The 19,916-nt window shown below is 53.1% G+C and carries 15 protein-coding genes and 1 pseudogene; 15 read left to right on the forward strand and 1 reads right to left on the reverse strand.

What is annotated here, in order from left to right:
- From M891_RS24145 to M891_RS0118185, 6 genes and pseudogenes are all read left to right on the forward strand, one after another.
- Positions 1–144 (forward strand): annotated as a pseudogene (locus tag M891_RS24145) (IS200/IS605 family transposase); the annotation flags it as partial.
- A 290-nt stretch (positions 145–434) separates the two neighbouring features.
- Entirely contained in the window at positions 435–1,409 is a 975-nt protein-coding gene (locus M891_RS0118165; RefSeq protein ID WP_016310934.1) for a metal ABC transporter solute-binding protein, Zn/Mn family, read from the forward strand.
- 21 nt (positions 1,410–1,430) lie between these two features.
- On the forward strand, positions 1,431–2,189 hold the full coding sequence (locus M891_RS0118170) for a metal ABC transporter ATP-binding protein (RefSeq protein ID WP_016310935.1): 759 nt from the start codon (positions 1,431–1,433) through the stop codon (positions 2,187–2,189).
- Positions 2,190–2,193: 4 nt separating this feature from the next.
- The gene (locus M891_RS0118175) at positions 2,194–3,147 is read left to right on the forward strand and encodes a metal ABC transporter permease (protein ID WP_028539801.1); all 954 of its coding nucleotides are present in this window, start codon (positions 2,194–2,196) and stop codon (positions 3,145–3,147) included.
- Between the two features lies 1 nt (position 3,148).
- Positions 3,149–4,042 (forward strand): metal ABC transporter permease, encoded by an 894-nt coding sequence (locus tag M891_RS0118180; RefSeq protein ID WP_028539802.1) that lies wholly within the window; start codon positions 3,149–3,151, stop codon positions 4,040–4,042.
- 165 nt (positions 4,043–4,207) lie between these two features.
- Positions 4,208–5,047, forward strand: coding sequence for a prohibitin family protein (locus tag M891_RS0118185; protein ID WP_028539803.1), 840 nt, complete (start codon positions 4,208–4,210; stop codon positions 5,045–5,047).
- Between the two features lie 115 nt (positions 5,048–5,162).
- On the opposite strand, the gene M891_RS0118190 is transcribed toward M891_RS0118185, so the two are convergent.
- A complete protein-coding gene (locus M891_RS0118190; protein WP_028539804.1) occupies positions 5,163–6,200 on the reverse strand; it encodes a LacI family DNA-binding transcriptional regulator in 1,038 nt (345 codons plus the stop codon).
- A 434-nt stretch (positions 6,201–6,634) separates the two neighbouring features.
- Between M891_RS0118190 and M891_RS0118195 the strand changes: the two genes are divergently transcribed.
- The 9 genes from M891_RS0118195 (at position 6,635) to M891_RS0118235 (ending at position 19,787) form a co-directional block, all read left to right on the forward strand.
- On the forward strand, positions 6,635–7,594 hold the full coding sequence (locus tag M891_RS0118195; RefSeq protein ID WP_028539805.1) for an ABC transporter permease: 960 nt from the start codon (positions 6,635–6,637) through the stop codon (positions 7,592–7,594).
- Between the two features lie 68 nt (positions 7,595–7,662).
- Positions 7,663–8,544, forward strand: a complete 882-nt coding sequence (locus M891_RS0118200; RefSeq protein WP_028539806.1) for a carbohydrate ABC transporter permease — start codon at positions 7,663–7,665, stop codon at positions 8,542–8,544.
- Positions 8,545–8,597: 53 nt separating this feature from the next.
- Positions 8,598–10,205, forward strand: coding sequence for an ABC transporter substrate-binding protein (locus tag M891_RS0118205; RefSeq protein WP_028539807.1), 1,608 nt, complete (start codon positions 8,598–8,600; stop codon positions 10,203–10,205).
- A gap of 123 nt (positions 10,206–10,328) precedes the next feature.
- Positions 10,329–11,783: a glycoside hydrolase family 32 protein gene (locus M891_RS0118210; protein WP_028539808.1), complete on the forward strand. Its 1,455-nt coding sequence runs from the start codon at positions 10,329–10,331 to the stop codon at positions 11,781–11,783.
- A 79-nt stretch (positions 11,784–11,862) separates the two neighbouring features.
- On the forward strand, positions 11,863–12,753 hold the full coding sequence (locus tag M891_RS0118215; RefSeq protein ID WP_028539809.1) for an ROK family protein: 891 nt from the start codon (positions 11,863–11,865) through the stop codon (positions 12,751–12,753).
- Between the two features lie 108 nt (positions 12,754–12,861).
- Positions 12,862–16,689: a GH32 C-terminal domain-containing protein gene (locus M891_RS0118220; RefSeq protein ID WP_051417095.1), complete on the forward strand. Its 3,828-nt coding sequence runs from the start codon at positions 12,862–12,864 to the stop codon at positions 16,687–16,689.
- Positions 16,690–16,804: 115 nt separating this feature from the next.
- A complete protein-coding gene (locus M891_RS0118225) occupies positions 16,805–17,605 on the forward strand; it encodes a Cof-type HAD-IIB family hydrolase (RefSeq protein WP_051417097.1) in 801 nt (266 codons plus the stop codon).
- 10 nt (positions 17,606–17,615) lie between these two features.
- Positions 17,616–18,101, forward strand: coding sequence for a DUF456 domain-containing protein (locus tag M891_RS0118230; RefSeq protein WP_028539812.1), 486 nt, complete (start codon positions 17,616–17,618; stop codon positions 18,099–18,101).
- Between the two features lie 51 nt (positions 18,102–18,152).
- Positions 18,153–19,787, forward strand: a complete 1,635-nt coding sequence (locus M891_RS0118235) for a putative polysaccharide biosynthesis protein (RefSeq protein ID WP_028539813.1) — start codon at positions 18,153–18,155, stop codon at positions 19,785–19,787.
- Positions 19,788–19,916 lie beyond the last annotated feature (129 nt).

A 19,916-nucleotide genomic window follows, 5' to 3' on the forward strand; every position in this document is an offset into this window, starting at 1 on the left:
TACTACGTAAGCACAGTGGGCTTGAATGAGGCCACTGTCGCAAAGTATATCCGCGAGCAGGAAGCACATGACCAGGCAATCGATAAACTGAGCGTCAAAGAGTATGAAGATCCATTTAGCAGAAACGGTAGCAAGAAAAAGTAAACCAGTTTAACTGGTAAGTGAAAGTGACAAAAACACTGAGCCTGAACAATTTTATTGTCAGGCTAGCGTCTTTAGGCGCAGTTTGGCAACAAGGGGTTATACCCCAAGAGCAAACCACCCGTTGGACGGGTGGTTATGATTTTATGGGAAATTCCTCTTGCTTTTTGGGAATCTTTTGCTTAGAATTTGCCCTAAGGAAACATTTTTATATAAATAAAACAAAGAGGGATCAAGTAAACAAGTGTTCTCTTGTACAACATTAAATCAAATTCGAGGAGAGGAGTAGCAAAATGGACGAAATGAAGATCAAGAAAAGCCCGTTTGAACGGGCCAAAATGACGCTCGGCGTGCTGGCGTTCATCGTATTAGTGGCTTGTTCCAAAGTACAAGATCAGGTTGATCATGTTCGCGCATCGGCTAATGATTCCCCCGTTAAGGTGGTGACTACGATCGGCATGATCACAGATGTCGTTCAGGAGGTTGGCGGCGAGCAGGTTGAAGTCACCGGTCTAATGGGGCCAGGAGTGGATCCGCATTTATACAAGGCGTCACAGGGGGATATCGAGAAGCTGGATCAGGCGGAGGTCGTGTTTTACGGTGGATTGCATTTGGAAGGGAAAATGACGGAGATTTTCGAGAAATTGGAGAAGAAGAAGCGGACTGTGGCGGTCTCGAAGGACATTGATCCAAGCGAGCTGCGCTCTGGTGCAGATGCCGGGGGGACGCAGTACGATCCGCATATATGGTTTAACGTACGGCATTGGATCACAGCCACGCAAACGATCCGCGACACGTTGTCGGCCTACGATCCAGACCATGCCGACGTCTACCGGAAGAACGCCGAGGCGTATATTGCCGAATTGGAGAAGCTGGATGCGGAAGTGAAGGAGCGGATCGCAGAAATTCCGGAGCAGGACCGGGTGCTGGTCACGGCTCATGATGCTTTTGGCTACTTCGGAGATGCCTACGGCATTCAGGTGATGGGTCTGCAGGGAATCAGTACGGCGGCGGAATACGGTTCAAGGGATGTCGCCAAGCTCCGAGACTTCCTGGTTGAGAATAAGATCAAAGCCGTATTTGTTGAGTCGAGCATTCCGACCAAATCGATGGAAGCGGTGATTGCCGGAGCTGCGGAGCTGGGGCATACGGTAAAAATCGGCGGCGAGCTGTATTCCGACTCGCTGGGAGAACCAGGGTCAGAAGCGGATAGCTACATCGGGATGGTCCGTCATAATGTCAACACGATCGTTGAGGCCTTGAAATAACTTTAGAGAGAGGGATCCAAAATGAACGTTTATCCGCTTGAGGTGAACCGATTAACCGTTGCTTATCAGAAGAAGCCGGTGTTAAGATCGGTTTCTTTTCACATCCCGGAAGGGCAGTTGATTGGGATTCTAGGTCCTAATGGAGCGGGGAAATCTACGCTGCTAAAGGCTGTACTGGGGCTGCTTCCCACTCTGGACGGTGAAGTTCGCATCTATGGGAAGTCCTATCGGGAGCAACGCAAATTGATTGGCTATGTGCCGCAGCGCGAATCGGTGGATTGGGATTTCCCAACGAATGCGCTGGATGTTGTGATGATGGGGCGTTACGGCCAGCTTGGCTGGTTTCGCCGCCCCGGAGTCAAGGAACGGCAGATCGCGCTGGAATGTCTCGCGAAGGTGGGCATGGCGGAGTACGCCGGGCGCCAGATCAGTCAGTTATCCGGCGGACAACAGCAACGGGTCTTTCTGGCGCGGGCTCTGGCTCAAAATGCGCAGGTGTATTTTATGGATGAACCGTTTGCCGGCGTCGATGCCACTACAGAGAAAGCGATCATCGCCCTGCTGCACGAATTAAAGGAGCAAGGGAAAACGGTGCTGGTGGTACATCACGATTTATCTACAGTACGGGAATATTTTGATCATGTGCTGCTGCTGAACGGTGAGTTGATTGCCGCCGGACCTACTGAGGAGACATTTACACCGGAAAATTTGCACAAGACGTACGGCGGGAAGATTGCTATGCTGGCCGATTTCGGTGCGGTGCCTGCGGGGAAGGTGTGACGCGATGCTAACGACATTATGGCAATGGATCACGGATCCGAACCTGCAGTGGATTCTAATGGGATCCTTGTTGCTTGGCTTGGGCAGCGGCGTCATCGGCTCTTTCACTTATCTTCGCAAGCAAAGTCTGCTTGGAGATGCGTTAGCGCATGCCGCGTTGCCAGGAATCTGCATCGCCTTTATGCTAAGCGGCGTCAAATCCGTGGGTCTGTTTATGCTTGGGGCCATCCTCGCCGGGGTGGCAGCGACGTTTGGTATCTCCGCCATTACCCGCTACACGCGGATCAAGCAGGACGCAGCGCTCGGCATCGTGTTGTCGGTGTTTTTTGGCATCGGCATCGTGTTGTTGACCCAAATCCAGCATAGCGGCAACGGGAACCAGAGCGGGCTCGACAAATATTTGTTTGGTCAGGCGGCTTCCATGATGTTGGCTGACGTTTACTTGATGGGCGCGGTGTCCGTGTTGCTGATTGCGATATGCGCGTTGCTTTTTAAGGAGTTGAAGCTGGTGAGCTTTGATCCCGGGTTTGCCCGGGGCATGGGGCTTCAAGTAGCTTTCCTTGAACAGTTGCTGCTAATGATGACCGTGGTGGCGGTTGTCGTGGGCATTCAAGCCGTGGGCGTGGTGCTCGTAGCCGCCTTGCTAATTACCCCGGCTGTGGCTGCGCGGTACTGGACGGATGCGCTGGGCGTGATGGTTGTGCTGGCAGGTGTGTTCGGAGCACTGTCAGGGATTACCGGTACGCTGATCAGCTCCACTTTATCGAACTTGCCAACTGGTCCGGTGACGGTGTTAGCGGCGACCGCTTTGTTTTTCGTCTCCGCTGTGTTTGCGCCAAATCGGGGTTGGCTGGCTAAGTGGATACGACGCTGGCGCAGCCGCAATGAAATCCAGCAACCGATGGAGCTGGTGATAATCAAGCAAGCCGGGAACACGGTCGAAAGGGGGGCGGAATAACATGGCGGATTTTTGGATTATATTAACTGGTACGTTGGTTGCGGCGACGTGTGGAATCTTGGGCTGCTTTTTGGTCTTGCGAAAAATGGCCATGGTTGGGGATGCCATCAGCCACTCTGTGCTGCCCGGCATCGCCATCGCGTTTCTGGTCAGCAGCTCGCGGGACTCTTTGCTGATGCTGATCGGGGCCGCTGTGCTGGGGCTGATCACGGTGTTCTTCATCCAGATGCTGCAACAAAGCGGCTTGCAATCCGATGCTTCGATTGGCATTGTGTTTACAGCGCTGTTTGCCGTTGGTGTGATCCTGATCAGCCGGAACGCTTCGCATATCGACCTGGATCTAGACTGCGTCTTATTTGGTGAAATCGCCTATGTGCAATGGGATACCTGGATATGGAACGGCTACGATATGGGGCCGATCGCGGTCTGGATGCTGGGCGGGACGCTGCTTATCGTGCTTGCAGCCATTTTGCTCTTCTACAAGCAATTTAAGCTCTGTGCCTTTGATCCGGCATTGGCGGCTGCAATAGGCATTCCGGTTGCATTGTTCCACTATCTGCTGATGGGGCTTGTTTCGCTGTCGACGGTGGCCTCTTTTGAGAGCGTAGGGGCGATTCTGGTCGTCGGCATGTTGATCATTCCGGCCTCGGCGGCATATCTGCTGACCGATCGACTGAGTGTAATGATCGGTTACAGCGTGCTGATCGGGGCGATCAGCGCAGCCGGCGGTTATTATGCGGCCAAATGGCTGGATGCTTCGATCGCCGGTTCGATGGTCACGGTTGCCGGTGGGTTATTCCTGCTGGCATTCCTCTTTTCGCCGAAGCATGGTTTGATCGCTCGATTCGGGAGGAAGCAGCGGAAACGCGATGAACTGTATTCTGCGGCCGCTTAAGTCGGCAAGAAACGCAATATAATCGTGAAAATCGCTGGTTAACACAAATATGGCACGTTTTTGTCAAGTTTTTGCCACCAAGCGGCGGTCTTCTCCGTATTACTTAATATAGTTAGCCGGTCAATCGTTCCGGTTAGACCACATATTAAGGGGAGAGGGATTCATATGGAGACAGGTACGCAGCAGCAAACCAAGAGGAATATGTCCGCGGGGAAATGGATTTCTACGGCCATTATCGTCATTGTCGTCCTGATCGTCGGATCCAACAGTTATGCGCAGGTCGAATATGGTCATGTCGGCTTGTACAAAACGTTCGGGAAGTTAAATGATAATATTTTAGGCCCGGGCATGCATTTTAAAATACCGTTTGTTCAAACCGTCATTCAGGTGAATACACAGGTGACCAAAACGGAAACAGATACAACCGCATCATCGAAGGACCTGCAGCCGGTATCTACGCATGTTGCCGTGAACTATTCGGTGAACAAGGAGTCGGCTTACAACCTGATGAACAATATCGGTGGCAATTACGATACGGTCATTATTAACCCGGCGGTGCAGGAGATCGTCAAAGAAGTGACAGCTCGCTACCAAGCTGAGGAATTGATTGCCAAGCGTGACGTTGTCGCCGGGGAGATCAGCGAGCATTTAACCTCCCGTTTGGCCAAATACGATTTAATCGTTAACGAAATTAATATCGTCAACTTTAAGTTCTCCGACGCGTTTAACCAATCGATCGAAGCGAAGCAGGTAGCTCAGCAACAGGCGCTGAAAGCGAGCAACGATCTGAAGCGGATTCAGATTGAAGCGCAGCAGAAGATCGCTCAGGCGGAAGCTGAGGCAGAAGCGCTGAAGTTGAAGAAGCAGGAGGTTACACCGGAACTCGTGCAGCTGAAACAGATCGAAGTGCAGGAGAAGGCGCTGGAAAAATGGGACGGCAAACTCCCGCAAGTTACAGGCGGCGCCACACCGTTCATCGATATTGAGTCGTTGACCAATCAATAATAATCGCATCAAATAATATGGGCCCTCGCTCTTTATAAAGAAAGGGGGTTCAGATCATCCGGGCCGCCCTTGAAGGGCGGCCTTTCTATTACCTCAAGTATAATGGGAAAGAGCCTCAGATGATATTCGGCGTGGAATCCCGGATAATTGGCTTGGTGTAGATATGGGAAACCTGATAAGGTTGATTCGGGTTGTTAATCCGCGAGAGAAGCATTTCGGCTGCCTTTATCCCCATCTCGTTGCTGAAAATATGGACTGTCGTCAAATGAGGTTCGACAATCACGGATTCGGGGCCGTTGTCGAAACCGCAGATGGCGATATCCTGCGGAATCGACAGTTTTTTGTTCTTCAAAGCCTTCATGACACTGACAGCAATGTAGTCGTTTGCGCAGACAAAAACAGAAGGGAGATGCGGTATCCCGGCCATCCGCTCGTCCATCCATTCGGGATGAGAGAAGAATCGGTCGTCGTCAACCACGCACTGGGACAAATCAAGGGTTATGCCAGCTTCAGTCAGCGCACGATTAAATCCGGTCCATCGCTCGTTAAAGCTTCGGCAATGGTTATAATCGCCGACGAATCCGAAAGTTTTGTACCCGCCATCAATCAATTTCTTGGTAAGTTGATAGGTGCTGTGTTCATTCTCCATCAGCAGCACGTCGGCACGAAAATCTGGATAGCAAACGTAAGCCGAGCAGTCGATAAAGATGGTCGGGATGCCAAGCTCGGTGATGAGCTTGCTGTATTCCAGGTCAAACAACTCGATGCAGATGATGCCGTCCACATTGGCCGCTTCGAAGTTGTTCGGTAGCGACAGCGACTTTTGCTCGATTTCCCTGATGATATGAATGGACAGGTTATACCCTTCAGCACTGATTCGTTTTTCCAGGCCGCTGATCAGGGGTGAACCGAAATGGGAGGTGTTCGGCAAGTTCTCCGTCAACAACGCAATGTTGCCCGAACTTTTGGACAAAAGGCCGTCGCTGCCCATAAAGGCAAATTGCTTGTATTTCAACTCAATGGCTTTTCTGATTACTTTATTGCGTGTTTCAGCTGGGATGCTTTCGCTTCCGTTCAGCGCTTTGGACGCCGTGTTGCGGGAGATGCCCAAAGCATCGGCGATATCTTGAATCGTTACTTTTTCCTTTGCCATCATTTCACCTCTAAAGTATCCTCGACTCACGATGCATAAATAGCGAGTATTTAGCAGAGATTTCCTATCCCCAATGTATAATAGATCGAGAAAAATATCAATATTTATTTTACAAATGTAAAGTCCGGTTTTACATTTCTGACAGAAAACAAGTTGAATTGATGTGAATTCATTGTATGACTTTTGACTTTATAATAGTGAATAGAATATCTGTTTTTTGCAAAAATCGATTTTTATAGCATATTGTGCAAAAAAGAATGATTATTTTAGTCAAATGCACAATAATAAATTTACAAAATTAATTGACTATAGGGTGTGTATTTGTTAAATTGTAAATGCATAAGGGTGCGAATGTAAAAGATAGATCTTAGTGAAAACCCTTACTCATGGGGGAATGTAAACGTAAACTTAACGGGAGAACGGAGGTAACAGAATTGCAAAGTACTATAAAAGCCGAACAAGGAAAAACAGCACTTAGGAGATCCCATAAACAAAGCCTCTTTGAATATTTGCGGAAGTACGGCTTCCTCTACCTGCTGCTTGCCCCGGCTCTTATCCTCACCTTGGTCTTCAAGTACGGACCGATGTATGGAGCAGTGATCGCGTTCAAGGACTTCAGCCCGATCAAAGGCATTTTGGGTAGCGATTGGGTGGGGTTCAAAAATTTCGACAAGTTTCTGTCATCGCCCAATTTTGAAGTCATCTTTATGAATACGCTTAAATTGAGCTTACTTGGGCTTGTGCTCAGCTTTCCTGTGCCGGTACTACTTGCGCTGATGCTCAATCAAATCCGCCGGGCCGGATTGAAAAAGAATATTCAGTTGTTTTTATATGCCCCCAACTTTATTTCCGTCGTGGTTGTCGTCGGAATGTTGTTCATCTTCCTGTCGCCAACAGGGCCCGTTAACCAGTTGCTCGTTTGGTTTATTGACGAGCCGATTATGTTCATGTCCCGTCCCGAGTATTTCCGGTGGATTTATATTTTGTCGGATATTTGGACGGGAGCGGGCTGGTCCTCAATCATCTATGTGGCCGCGTTGGCCAACGTGGATCCGGAGCAACACCATGCGGCTCACCTGGACGGCGCCAACCTGCTACAGCGGATTCGCCATATCGATCTGCCGACGATTCGCCCGATTATGGCAATTGTGTTCATTCTTGCTGCAGGTGGGATCATGTCGATCGGTTTCGAGAAGGCTTACTTGATGCAGACGGCCATGAACCTGCCGACCTCGGAGATCATTCCGACATACGTTTACAAAATCGGCTTGCAGTCCGGAGACTACGCTTACTCTGCCGCCGTCGGGTTGTTTAATTCCGTCATCAACGTCATCCTGCTTGTGACCGTGAACTTTGTGGTCAAAAAGCTAAACGAAGGTGAAGGCCTCTATTAAGTCTATCTTCCCGGTGCTGAAACCTGACTTATTGAACGCGTAACTGTATTGAAAGGAGCAAAACTGACATGCCCATCAAACATTCGAAATTCGACCGTTTACTGCTGTTTTTTAATGCAATTGGCTTAGCGTTCGCCGTTTTGATCGTGGTCGTGCCGCTGCTTTATGTCGTCGTGGCCTCGTTTATGGACCCATCCGTACTGCTTAGCCGCGGCTTGTCTTTTAACGTTAAGGATTGGACCTTGGACGGCTACGAGAAGATCCTGACGAATCCGGCGATGGTCCGGGGATTCGGTAATGCGGTGCTGTACTCGACTTCTTTTGCTTTGATCACCGTTACGGTGTCGATTTTCGCAGGCTACGCCCTGTCGGATCATAGGCTTGTCGGCCGCCGTATTTTTATGACTTTGTTTTTGATCACGATGTTTTTCGGCGGCGGGCTGGTGCCGACTTACCTGCTGGTCAAAGAGCTCGGCATGATCGATACGGTTTGGGCGGTGATCATTCCTGGCGCGGTCAACGTATGGAACATCATCTTATCCCGGACGTTTTTCAAAGGTGTGCCGAACGAGCTGAGAGAGGCTGCCAACGTTGACGGCGCTTCCGAAGCGATGATTTTCTTCCGCATCGTGCTGCCTCTGTCCAAACCGATCGTTTTCGTATTGACGCTGTACGCCTTCGTCGGCCAATGGAACGCCTATTTCGACGCCATGATTTATCTGGACAATCCGAACTTGCATCCGCTGCAGCTTGTGCTCCGGTCGATTCTGATCCAGAACCAGGTCGATCCTGGCATGATAGCCGATCAATTGGCCATGGCGGAGATGAAGCGGCTGTCCGAGATGATCAAATACGCGGCAATTGTAATTTCTAGCCTGCCGCTCGTTGTGATGTATCCGTTCTTCCAGAAATATTTCGAGAAAGGTGTTATGATCGGCTCCTTGAAATAATGCCGACTGCACATAGATTACCTAAAGCACAAAAACTGGGAGGTCAAAAAATAATGGAAAAAAGCCAAAAGCTCGCTTGCAAAGCCGTATTCGTCTCCGTACTTGCTTTCGCACTTCTCCTGTCCGCCTGCGGCAACGGGGGAAGCAAAAACTCGTCTAGCAACGAACAGGATCCGAGCGGGAAGATCACGCTGAACATGATGACGCAAAGCTCGCCACTAGCGCCTGCGGATCCAAACGACAAGCTGATCTTCAAACGACTGGAGGAAAAAACGAACGTCCATATCAATTGGAAGAACTTCACGAAAGACGTGTTTGTGGAAAAAAGAAATCTCGCCATGGCCAGCGGTGATCTGCCTGACGCGATCTTCGACGCCGGTTACAGCGATTACGAGCTGCTCAAGCTTGCTAAGGACGGTGCGATCATTCCGCTAAATGATCTGATCGAGCAGTATATGCCGAATTTCAAAAAGGTGTTGGAGGAAGCGCCGGAATACAAGGCGATGATTACCGCGCCGGACGGCAACATCTATGCTTTTCCGTGGATCGAAGAGCTCGGTACGGGGAAAGAGCGGATTCAATCCGTAGACGCAGTTCCGTGGATCAATGTGGAATGGTTGAAAAAGCTTGGTCTTGAGATGCCGAAAACAACGGAGGAATTGAAGCAGGTGCTGATCGCCTTCAAAACTCAGGATCCGAACGGAAACGGGCAGGCTGACGAAATTCCACTGTCTTTTATCAACAAGCCGGGGGCTGAGGATCTGGTGTTCCTGTTCGCCTCGTTTGGATTGGGTGAAAATCCCGATCACGCGGTGGTTACGAACGACGGTAAAGTTGTGTTTTCACCTGGCGAGGAAGGCTACAAAAACGCTGTCAAATATATCAACGAGCTATATAAAGAGGGACTCATCGATATCGAAGCATACACGCAGGACTGGAGCACATATCTGGCCAAAGGCAAGGACCATCGGTACGGCCTCTATTTCACCTGGGACAAGAGCAACATTACAGGCGATAATGACAGCTACGAGGTCATGCCGCCGGTAGCGGGGCCGGACGGTGAGATCAATGTAGCTCAAACGAACGCACGGGGCTTCCATCGCGGTCGGATGATCATAACGAGCACCAATAAAAATCTGGAAGCGACGGCGAAATGGGTGGATCAGATGTACGATCCGATCCAATCCGTACAGAACAACTGGGGCACTTACGGTGACGAGACACAGCAAAATATCTTTGAATATGACGAAGCAAGCAACAGCCTGAAGCATTTACCGCTGAACGGAACCGCTCCGGTCGAACTGCGCGAAAAAACGAGCGTCGGTGGCCCGCTGGCGATCCTGGACAGCTATTTCGGCAAATATACCACCGTACCAGATGACGCCAAGGAAAGAATGCGAATCGTCAAGGAGGTTATGGCACCACATATGAAGTCGGAGCAGGCAATGCCCAACGTATTCCATTCGATCGATGAGTTGGACCGACTGACGACGATCGAAACAGATTTATTTGCTTATGTATTGAGAAAGCGCACCGAATGGTATCAAAACGGCAAAATCGATCAAGAATGGGGGAGTTATTTGCAGGAGTTGGATCGACTTGGGCTGCAGGAATGGTTGAAAATCAAGCAGGACGGTTATGACCGAGCCATGAAGAAGTAATCGGGAAGCATAACTACATCGAACTAAGCATCCGATTTAACGAAAAATCCAGAGAACTAGAAAACGATAGGACTTATAGAGATAACCGATTTTATTGTGGAGGCAAAAAGGAGAGATGCTGGAATGTCTACAATCGCCAAGCAAAACTACAGAGGCAGATATCATTTCTCACCGGAGAAGAACTGGATGAACGATCCGAACGGATTGGTTTATTTTGCCGGAGAATACCATCTGTTCTATCAATATTATCCACACGGAACGGTCCACGGGCCAATGCACTGGGGTCATGCCGTAAGCGAAGATCTGGTTCATTGGGAGGAGCTTGACATTGCGCTCTTCCCTGACGAGAACGGAACAATTTTCTCGGGAAGTGCGGTAGTGGACTGGGACAATACCACAGGCTTTTTCGGAGAGGAGCCGGGGATGGTCGCGATTTTCACACATCACCTTGAATCGGAAGGAACAACTCCCGTCCAGACTCAAAGCATCGCCTACAGCAAGGATAAAGGCAGAACATGGACGAAATATGCGGGAAATCCGGTGTTGAGACATGAACGCTTCGTTGATTTTCGCGATCCCAAGGTAATTTGGCATAAAGGTACTCGGCGCTGGGTTATGATCATAGCTTGCGGGCAGACAGTCTGTCTGTATCATTCTCCTGATCTAAAAACATGGACGTTCGGTAGCGAATTCGGCAGCGGAATCGGTTTCCATGAGGCGGTTTGGGAATGTCCCGATTTGTTCCCGCTGGCGGTTGATGGGGATGCCTCCCGACAAAAATGGGTGATGCTGGTCAGCGTGGGCGATCATCCAGCTTATGCGGAAGGGTCGAGAACGCAGTATTTTACCGGGGATTTCGACGGCGTGACATTCACGCCCGACGAAGACTCGCGGAATGTCCGCTGGCTGGACCATGGCCGGGATAATTACGCGGGCGTTAGTTGGTCCGATATTCCAGCAGAGGATGGCAGACGGTTGCTGATTGGCTGGATGAGCAACTGGAAGTATGCACAGCTGACACCGACGGAATCATTTCGAGGCGCGATGACGGTACCGCGGGAACTTGCGTTAGAATCCCGTAACGGAACGACCGTTCTAACGCAGAGACCAGTTCGAGAACTGGAGCGTGTGCGCCGAACGGTGCTCAGCCTGGCGAATGTCGCTGCCGGGGAAGTGGAAGTCGCACTGCGTTCCTTGCGGCTGGACAGCTTCGAACTGGTTGCAGAAGCTGCACCCGGCGCGTCCTTTGCCTTTAAGGTCAGAGCGGGGGATGGCCAGGAGACGGTTGTCGGCGTGAACGCGGCTTCCGGTGAGGTCTATGTAGACCGCACGAAGTCGGGGCAGCATGAGTTCCACGAGCAATTCCGCGGCGTACACTCAGCCAAGCTGCATTCCGCAGGGGAAAAGCTCGAGCTGCGCATTTTCGTGGACCGAGCCTCCGTCGAAGTGTTTGCCAATGCCGGGGAGGCGGTCATTACCGATCTGATCTTCCCTGGACCGGAGGCCACCGGCATATCTCTGGCGGCGGAAACGGAATTTGTTCTGAAGTTGCTGACGATTTATGAGCTTGCACCATAAGCGGTCGTTAAATGAGGCCGATGAAATATACAAGATGCGGGACCACCTTAGTACTGTATCAAAAAAGGAGACAACGACAATGCGCATAGGAGCAATTGAGGCTGGCGGGACAAAATTCGTCTGCGGCATTGGGGATGAGTATGGTGTGATTGAGGACAGCATCAGTTTTCCAACAGAAAGTCCGGAGATTACGCTTGGCAAAGCGATTGCTTATTTGAAGGACAAACGGGTGGAGGCGATTGGGGTCGGGTCATTTGGCCCCATCGATCTTCGGCAAGACAGCCCCACCTACGGCTATGTGACCACAACGCCGAAACCCGGTTGGAGCCGGTTCGATTTCCTCGGCGCGCTGCGCCGCGAATTCTCGGTCCCCTTGGGCTGGGATACCGACGTGAACGCGGCCGCGCTGGGGGAAGCGGCGTGGGGGGCCGCCCGGGGCCTGAACAGCTGCCTGTATTATACGGTGGGAACGGGCGTTGGGATCGGCGTCTATCTGGAAGGCCGGCTGGTGCATGGGCTGGTTCATCCGGAGGGCGGCCATGTGCCGGTAAGGCGGCACCCGGGCGATGATTTCGCGGGCCGCTGCCCGTATCACGGCGATTGCCTGGAAGGCATGGCGGCGGGGCCGGCGATCGAAGCCCGCTGGAAAACCAAAGGGTATGAGCTGTCAGGGAATCATCCCGCTTGGGAAATTGAGGCGTTTTATCTTGCCCAGTCGATTACGGGGGCGATGCTCTTGGTCTCGCCGGAAAAGGTCATCCTGGGCGGCGGGGTCATGCAGCAGCCCCAACTGTTCCCGTTGATCCGGGAGGCGGTGCGCCGAAATCTGAACGGATACTTAAACGCCGGCGAGATTTTGGAGCGCTTGGAGGAGTATATCGTGCCTCCCGGCCTTGGGCAGCAAGCAGGGCTTTGCGGCGCTTTGGCATTGGGGCTGAAGGCGTTAACCGGGCCGCTTCTTTCTTCTTAAGTGCAAGCGAAGAAAGCGTGCCGGAGGGAGGCGGTGGCCGTGATCCATGGCCTCCTGCGCCGGAAGCCAAAACAAGTATGTATCTCTTACAGGAAAAGAGGGTGTATCATGGGTAAAGGAAAATCCGTATTATCCATCCTTTTGTCCTCCGCACTTATTTTTGCCGGGCTTGATGCAGGGATAGTCCGGGCGGCAGGTGCGGAGACGGAAACGGGAAAGGAGGCTAACGCAATTTTTGAAAGCGCAACCAAATTAGAGACGAATTTGACTGGCTGGCGAATCGAGGGAAAAGGCCGAATGGAGACGGTGGAGCAGGGGCTTCTGCTCGTCTCGGAGCCGAGGGAGAACGTGATGGCCCTGACGGAAACCCGGGCGGCCGATTTTATCTATGAAGCCGACGTCATGGTAACGGAGAGGCAGGCGGACGCCACGTTGGTATTCCGCTCCAATCAGGACGGTTGGTCCTCCTACATGCTTCAACTCGTGCTGAACGCGGGGTTGATCCGGCTAAAGGACGCGAGCGGAGAAGGCAAGCTGCGGGAAGAACGGCGGGTGGATTTGGCCGAGGGAGAAATCTATCATCTAAAGGTCAAGGCCGAAGGAAGCCGGCTTCAGGTGTATTGGGGAGACCGCTATGAACCGTTAATTGACGTGCATGATGAGGCTTACGCTTCCGGGTATTTGGGCCTGAACGTTTGGGACGGTTCCGCGCTGTTTCAGAACGTGAAGGTCAGCGAACTGAACAGCAATTTAGGCGCGGCGATCGCGAGTTCGGGAGCTTGGCAGCCGGACCTGCGGGGGGAGCTGGGAACGGCGGACGGTTCCCGGCGGGCTCTGCGGATATATGAGGGTTATGAACGGGATCTCGTGCTGGAAGGAAACGTGTCTTTTGCCGCCGATCAGGGGGATGCTGGTTTGCGGTTCAGAGCGAACGAGCAGGGGACGGACGGATACGAGGCGGCTTTGCGAAAAGACGGCGGCCAGGTTTGGGCGGAGCTGAGAAAAGCGGACGGCCGCGTCATCGCGGCCTCGGAACGTGCTTACCCGTCAGCTTCCAAAGCAAGGCACCATCTGGAAATCCATGCGCTCGGGAGCCGGATTCTGGTCTATGTGGACGGATACGCCGAACCGGCCGTGGATGCCGTTGACAATAGCTATGCGGACGGTCACGCGGGATTTGCGGTATCCGGGGGAGCGGCGTATTTTCAGGACGTCTATTTGACCGCGGCCAGTGATTATTATACGGAAAAATACCGCCCCGACTACCATTATTCGCCTGCCCGCGGGTCGGCAAGCGATCCGAACGGACTGGTCTATTACGAAGGGGAATACCATCTGTTTCATCAGGACGGCGGAACTTGGGCGCACGCGGTCAGCACCGATCTCGTTCATTGGAAGCGGTTGCCCATCGCTTTGCCCTGGAACGATCTGGGCCATGTCTGGTCGGGTTCGGCCGTCGCCGATCTCCATAATGCCTCCGGCTTGTTCGCGGATTCCGGGGGAAAAGGCCTGATCGCCTATTATACTTCCTATAATCCGGACCGCCCGAACGGCAACCAGCGCATTGGGCTGGCGTACAGCAAGGATCGCGGCCGCACCTGGGAGTACGCCGCAGAGCGCCCGATCGTGATCGAAAATCCGGGCAAGCAGGGGGACGATCCGGGAGGATGGGATTTTCGCGATCCCAAGGTCGTGCGGGACGAAGAACATAACCGCTGGGTTATGGTTGTGTCCGGCGGCGACCATATCCGCTTTTTCACTTCGACCAACCTGATCGACTGGACGCTGACCGACAACTTCGGATACGGGGCTTATGTCCGCGGCGGCGTGTGGGAGTGCCCCGATTTGTTCCAACTGGCTGTGGACGGTACGGTCAAGAAAAAATGGGTGCTCATGATCAGTACGGGTGCCAACCCGAATACGCAGGGTTCGGCGGCGGAGTATTTTATTGGGGAGCTTACTCCCGAAGGCAAGTTCGTTAACGACAACCCTGCCGGCAAGGTGCTGGCGACCGATTACGGAAAAGAGTACTACGCCTCTATGTCTTTTGCCGGTATGCCGGATGGACGCAGGGTAATGCTGGCCTGGATGACGAACGGGGATTACCCGTTTGCTTTTCCGACCGAGGGTTGGAAGGGGGTTCTAAGCATTCCGCGCGAGTTAACGCTGCAGAAGACGAACGAGGGAATCCGCCTGGCACAGGCGCCGATCCGTGAGCTGGAATCGCTGCGCGGCCAGCTGCTGTTTGCGGCGTCGGACCGCCTCGTCCAAGCGGATAGGGAGAATTTACTGAAAGGCGTGTCCTCCGGAGCCTATGAAATTGAAGCCGAAATTGAAATTCCCCAGGCCAGCAATGTGAGCGAATTTGGTTTCCGCCTCCGGGAGGGAGCCGGAAAGCGGACGGTCGTCGGGTACAAAACAAAAGAGAACGAGATTTACGTGGATCGCTCCCTTTCCGGCGACACCGGCTTCTCCGACCGGCTCAGCACGCTTCATCAGGCGCCGCTTCAGCCGGACAACCGGCGCGTGAAGCTGCGGATTTACGTGGACGATTCCTCGCTGGAGGTATTCGGAGGGGATGGCCGCGTAGTATTTTCGGAGGTGATTTTTCCCGATCCTGCGCACCGTGAAATGAGCCTTTTTACTGTAGGTGGAGAGGTGAACGTGGTTTCCTTGAAAGTGCACGCACTAACAAACGTATGGAACAAGGCGGCGGAGAGCCAAACCTCCATCGTGATGGACACGAGCCCGCAGCAAATGGGGCTGGGGGACACCCGGACCTTGTATGCGGCGGTGAACGGCGGCGTGAAAGGCGGGCGCAGCGGCGGTTCGGACGTCAACCGAAATCAGCCGATCCGCTGGGAGACGAGCGATCCGCAAGTCGTGGCCATCGCCTCGTCCGATCAGCGGCAGGCGGTGATTCGCGCGGCCGGCCAAGGAGAGGCGGTGATTACCGCCTCCACCCCGAACGGGAAAGCGTCGGCCAGCGTTCCGGTGAAGGTGTTTGCCGGGGAGTTCCATACGAATCTGACCGGCTGGGCTCCCGATTTGGCGGCATCCTCCTGGGTGGCGACGGAGCGGGGCATCCGCGGCAGCTACTGGAGCGACGCTCACTATGTGGCGGAGGAGACGGCCGGGGATTTTGTATATGAGGCCGAAATGACGCTGGACGAAAAGGGCGGAGCGGGCTCAGTTCTATTCCGGGCGAGCCGGGACGGGCGCAGCGGGTACTATTTTAATATCGATCCGAATATGAAAGCCTTCCGCTTGTTTTACAAAATCGATGGCGCATTTGCCGACCGCCAGGTGCTGGCCAACGTGCCGGCATTCATCCAGCAGGGAAAGAAATACGCCATCGTTATCGAAGCGGACGGGCCGCGTATCCGGATTTCCGTGGATGGTGCAGGGATCATTGACCTTACCGACGGAACGTTTGCGGAAGGGCATTTCGGCCTTCACGTCTTTGGCGGCGCGGCGTATTACCAAAACGTCAACGTCAGCCGGGTGGAGCAGGCCAAGCTGCGGAAGACAAGCTTCGTTAACGCCGGCGCGAACACGTCGCTGTATGCAGCGAAAGCGGAAAACGGCGAACCGGTCGCGCTGCTCCCGGCCGGGGATGGGGAGGCGTCCTCCCGGACTTGGGTTATGGTGCCGACCGGAGACGAGTTGGGCTCCTATTCGATCCGCACCGCCGCGGGAGGCAAAGCATTGGACCTCGATACCGGCCAAAACAAACTCCAGCTGTACGATTATCTCGGCTACGACAATCAGCGCTGGCTGCTTCGCGACAATGGCGACGGCACGGTAGCCATTCTGTCGCTTCACAACCAGCAAGCGCTTGAAGCTTCGGCGGACAGCGGCTCCTTGTACTTGAACGAACCGGATCCGGCGCTGGACCGGCAAAAATGGCAAGTGGTCGATGTCGGTGCTCCGTGATGCTTCGGTTTTTATAGTTATAGCTTCCGGATTGGTTAATTAAGGGTTCCCAATTAGCGGAGAATTTTCTTCTGCTTGGGAGCTCTTTTTGTTGGGTTTCCGGGATTATGGTAAAATGGCGGTATGCTGTTTAGAGAGTCAGAAACTTGCGGATGGGGGGAGCTGTCTGTTGTTGAAATATAAACTGTTGGCGCTCGATATGGATGGAACTTTGCTGAACGACGATCTACAAATCTCGCCGGAGACCGAACGTTGGATCCGGAAGGCGGCGGCGGCAGGAGTCCACGTCTGCTTGTCGACAGGAAGAGGCTATCGGGAAGCAGTTCCGTATGGCAATCAACTTGACCTTGGGACGCCGATGATTACGGTAAACGGTAGCGAAGTGTGGAAATCCCCGCATGAGTTGTACCGTCGGGTGCTGCTTGATCGATCACTCGTTTCGCGAATGTACGACATTTCCCGGGAAAAGAATGTCTGGTTCTGGGCCTATGCCGTGGAAGGCAGTTATAACGAAGGGAACTGGCAACCGGAATTATTGGAACGGAATCATTGGATGAAGTTTGGTTATTTTACCGAGGATGATGAGGTGAGGGGAGAGATTTTACGGGAGCTGCAAGAGATGGGCGGCCTTGAAATCACGAATTCCTCCCCGCACAATTTGGAGATCAATCCGAAAGGGATCAGCAAGGCCAGCGGCATTCAGACGGTTTGCGGACTGCTTGGACTGGAGATGTCCGAAGTCGTCGCGATCGGAGACAGCTTAAATGACTTGGCTGCGATTGAAGCCGCGGGTCTGGGGGTTGCGATGGGGAACGCCCAGGAGGCCGTGAAGGAGAAGGCCGATGTCGTGACCACGTCGAATAATGAAGATGGCATTGCCTGGATTATTCGGGATTATATTTTGACAGGGGTGTGAGAAAATGGCGCTGTCCGTGATTGGCTGGATTTTGGTGATTGCCCTGTTTGCTGTGGGGATGGCCGGAGCGGTGTATCCCGTATTGCCTGGGGTGCTCGCCATATATTTTGCCTTTTTTGTGTACGGATGGTTTTTCTCGTTTGAGTCGTTTGGCCCCTTCTTCTGGATATTACAAACATTGATCGTGGTCGCGCTGATGGTGGCGGATTATGCGGTCGGGGCTTGGGGTGTCAAAAAATTCGGCGGCAGCAAGCTATCCGTCTGGCTGAGCACGATCGGCATTATCATCGGACCGTTTGCCATTCCGGCTTTTGGCTTGGTTCTTGGGCCGTTGCTGGGTGCAATGATCGGGGAATTGATTAAGGGCGAGTCGCTCAGCAAATCGTTTAAAGTAGGCATCGGTTCTGTGGTTGGTTTGTTTAGCAGCATGGTGGTCAAGGTGATTTTGCAGCTGGTGATGATCATCGTGTTTATCATTTGGATCGTTGCATTTTAGTCATCATATTAGTTAGCACTCATATGGATTGCGGGAAAGAAGGAATTGCTTTTGTCCAAGAAGGAATCGTTTATTAAAGGCACGTTAATTTTGGCGGGGGCGGCGTTGATTGCCCGGGTGCTTGGCTTGTTCCAGCGCGTACCGTTGGAGCATATTCTAGGTATCGAAGGGAATGCGTCTTATTCTCAAGCTAATGCGGCCTATTTTATGCTGTTAACTTTAGCCACGGCAGGGATCCCGAGCACGCTGAGCAAAATGGTGTCGGAACGCCACGCGTTAAACCGGCCGGAGGAGGCGCGGCGCGTATACCAAGCGGCGTTGCTCTTTGCGGGTGTAGCGGGCTTGGTGATGTTCGTGCTGCTGTATGCCTTGGCCCCCTATTACGCGGTAGCTTCCGGCGTTCCGGAATCGGTGGTGGCTATTCGTGCCTTGGCGCCGGCCTTGTTGCTGTTTCCGCTGATCGCCATGATCCGTGGTTATTTACAGGGCCGGAATATTATGATCGCCGGGGGCGTTTCGCAGGTGATCGAGCAGATCGTGCGGGTGGCAACCGGGATTATTTTGGCGTTTGTGTTGTTCCACTGGGGTTACTCGGGCGAAAAGATCGCGGCCGGCGCAACGTTTGGCGCAGTGCTCGGCGGGGTTGCGGCATTGATCGTGATGTTGGTGTACAGCTTGAAGCTGCAACGGAAAGACCAGACCGAGGGACAAGCCAAACCGCGGAGCGTTGCCGGTCGTCTGCCGTTTAAGCGAATTTATGCGGAAATCTTTAAGCTGTCGATTCCGATTGTGTTGACCGCATTGGCGGTACCGGCGGTTAACTTCATCGACAACTCAATCCTGAAGCCGCTGCTGACCGGACAAATCGGCTCTGGACAAGCTACCTACATTCTCGGGATTCTCGGCAACCGGGCGCAAATGATCGCGGGGATTCCGCCGATTCTGGCGATCGCGCTCAGCCAATCGCTGGTACCGATCATTTCCGCCGCATATGCGCGGAAGGATCAGGAGCATTTGCAACGTCAGGTCACCTTGGCGATGCGGGTGGCCGTGCTGAGCGGGATGCCGATCATCCTTGCATTGGGCACGGCGGCCTACTCTGTGAACGGGTTGCTGTTCAGTACCCGGGATGGCAGCAGCATTGTCGCGTTGCTGACGTTCGCAACGATTTTTCAAATTACAATGATGACCAGTAACTCGATTCTGCTTGGGGTAGGTAAAGCCAATTTGTCGATGGTGCATGTGGCGATCGGGATTCTCGTGAAGCTCGCAGCCAGCTATGTGTTTGCGCAGTTTTGGGGGATTTATGGTATCATTGTCGCCACTGGACTCTGTTTCTTCGCCATTACGCTGCTGAACGTTCGAGCAATGAAGCAAATCGTACCGTTCTCTTTGATGGGAAGCCGTTGGGGCGGTTTTCTGGTCACGGTTGTGGTGTTGTCCGGTGTCGGTTATGGCTTAAACCAAGCCGGCATTCAAATGGTGGACCTGATGCCAGCGCGGGTCGCGTTCTTCCTGACCTGCTGCATCGTTGGCGTGGCAGTGGTGGCACTCTATCCGGTGCTGCTCATCCTGTTGCGCGTCGTCCGTAAGGACGAGCTGACCAGCTACCCAGCCCCCCTCCGCAAAATCCTCTCCCCGCTCATGCGTTTACAACGCGGCGGCCGAGACCGCCAGGTGGGCTAACATTAGAAATCATGAAGCAAATTTAAGCGACTAGTGGATGCGCATGTGTCTGCTGGTCGCTTTTTTTTGCACCATTATCCCCTTGGTTCAGGGAAGTAGAAGTGCGGGGGCGCATCAATCAGGTGGATC

The organism is Paenibacillus sp. J14, assembly GCF_000518465.1.
Taxonomy (GTDB): Bacteria; Bacillota; Bacilli; order Paenibacillales; family Paenibacillaceae; genus Fontibacillus; species Fontibacillus barengoltzii.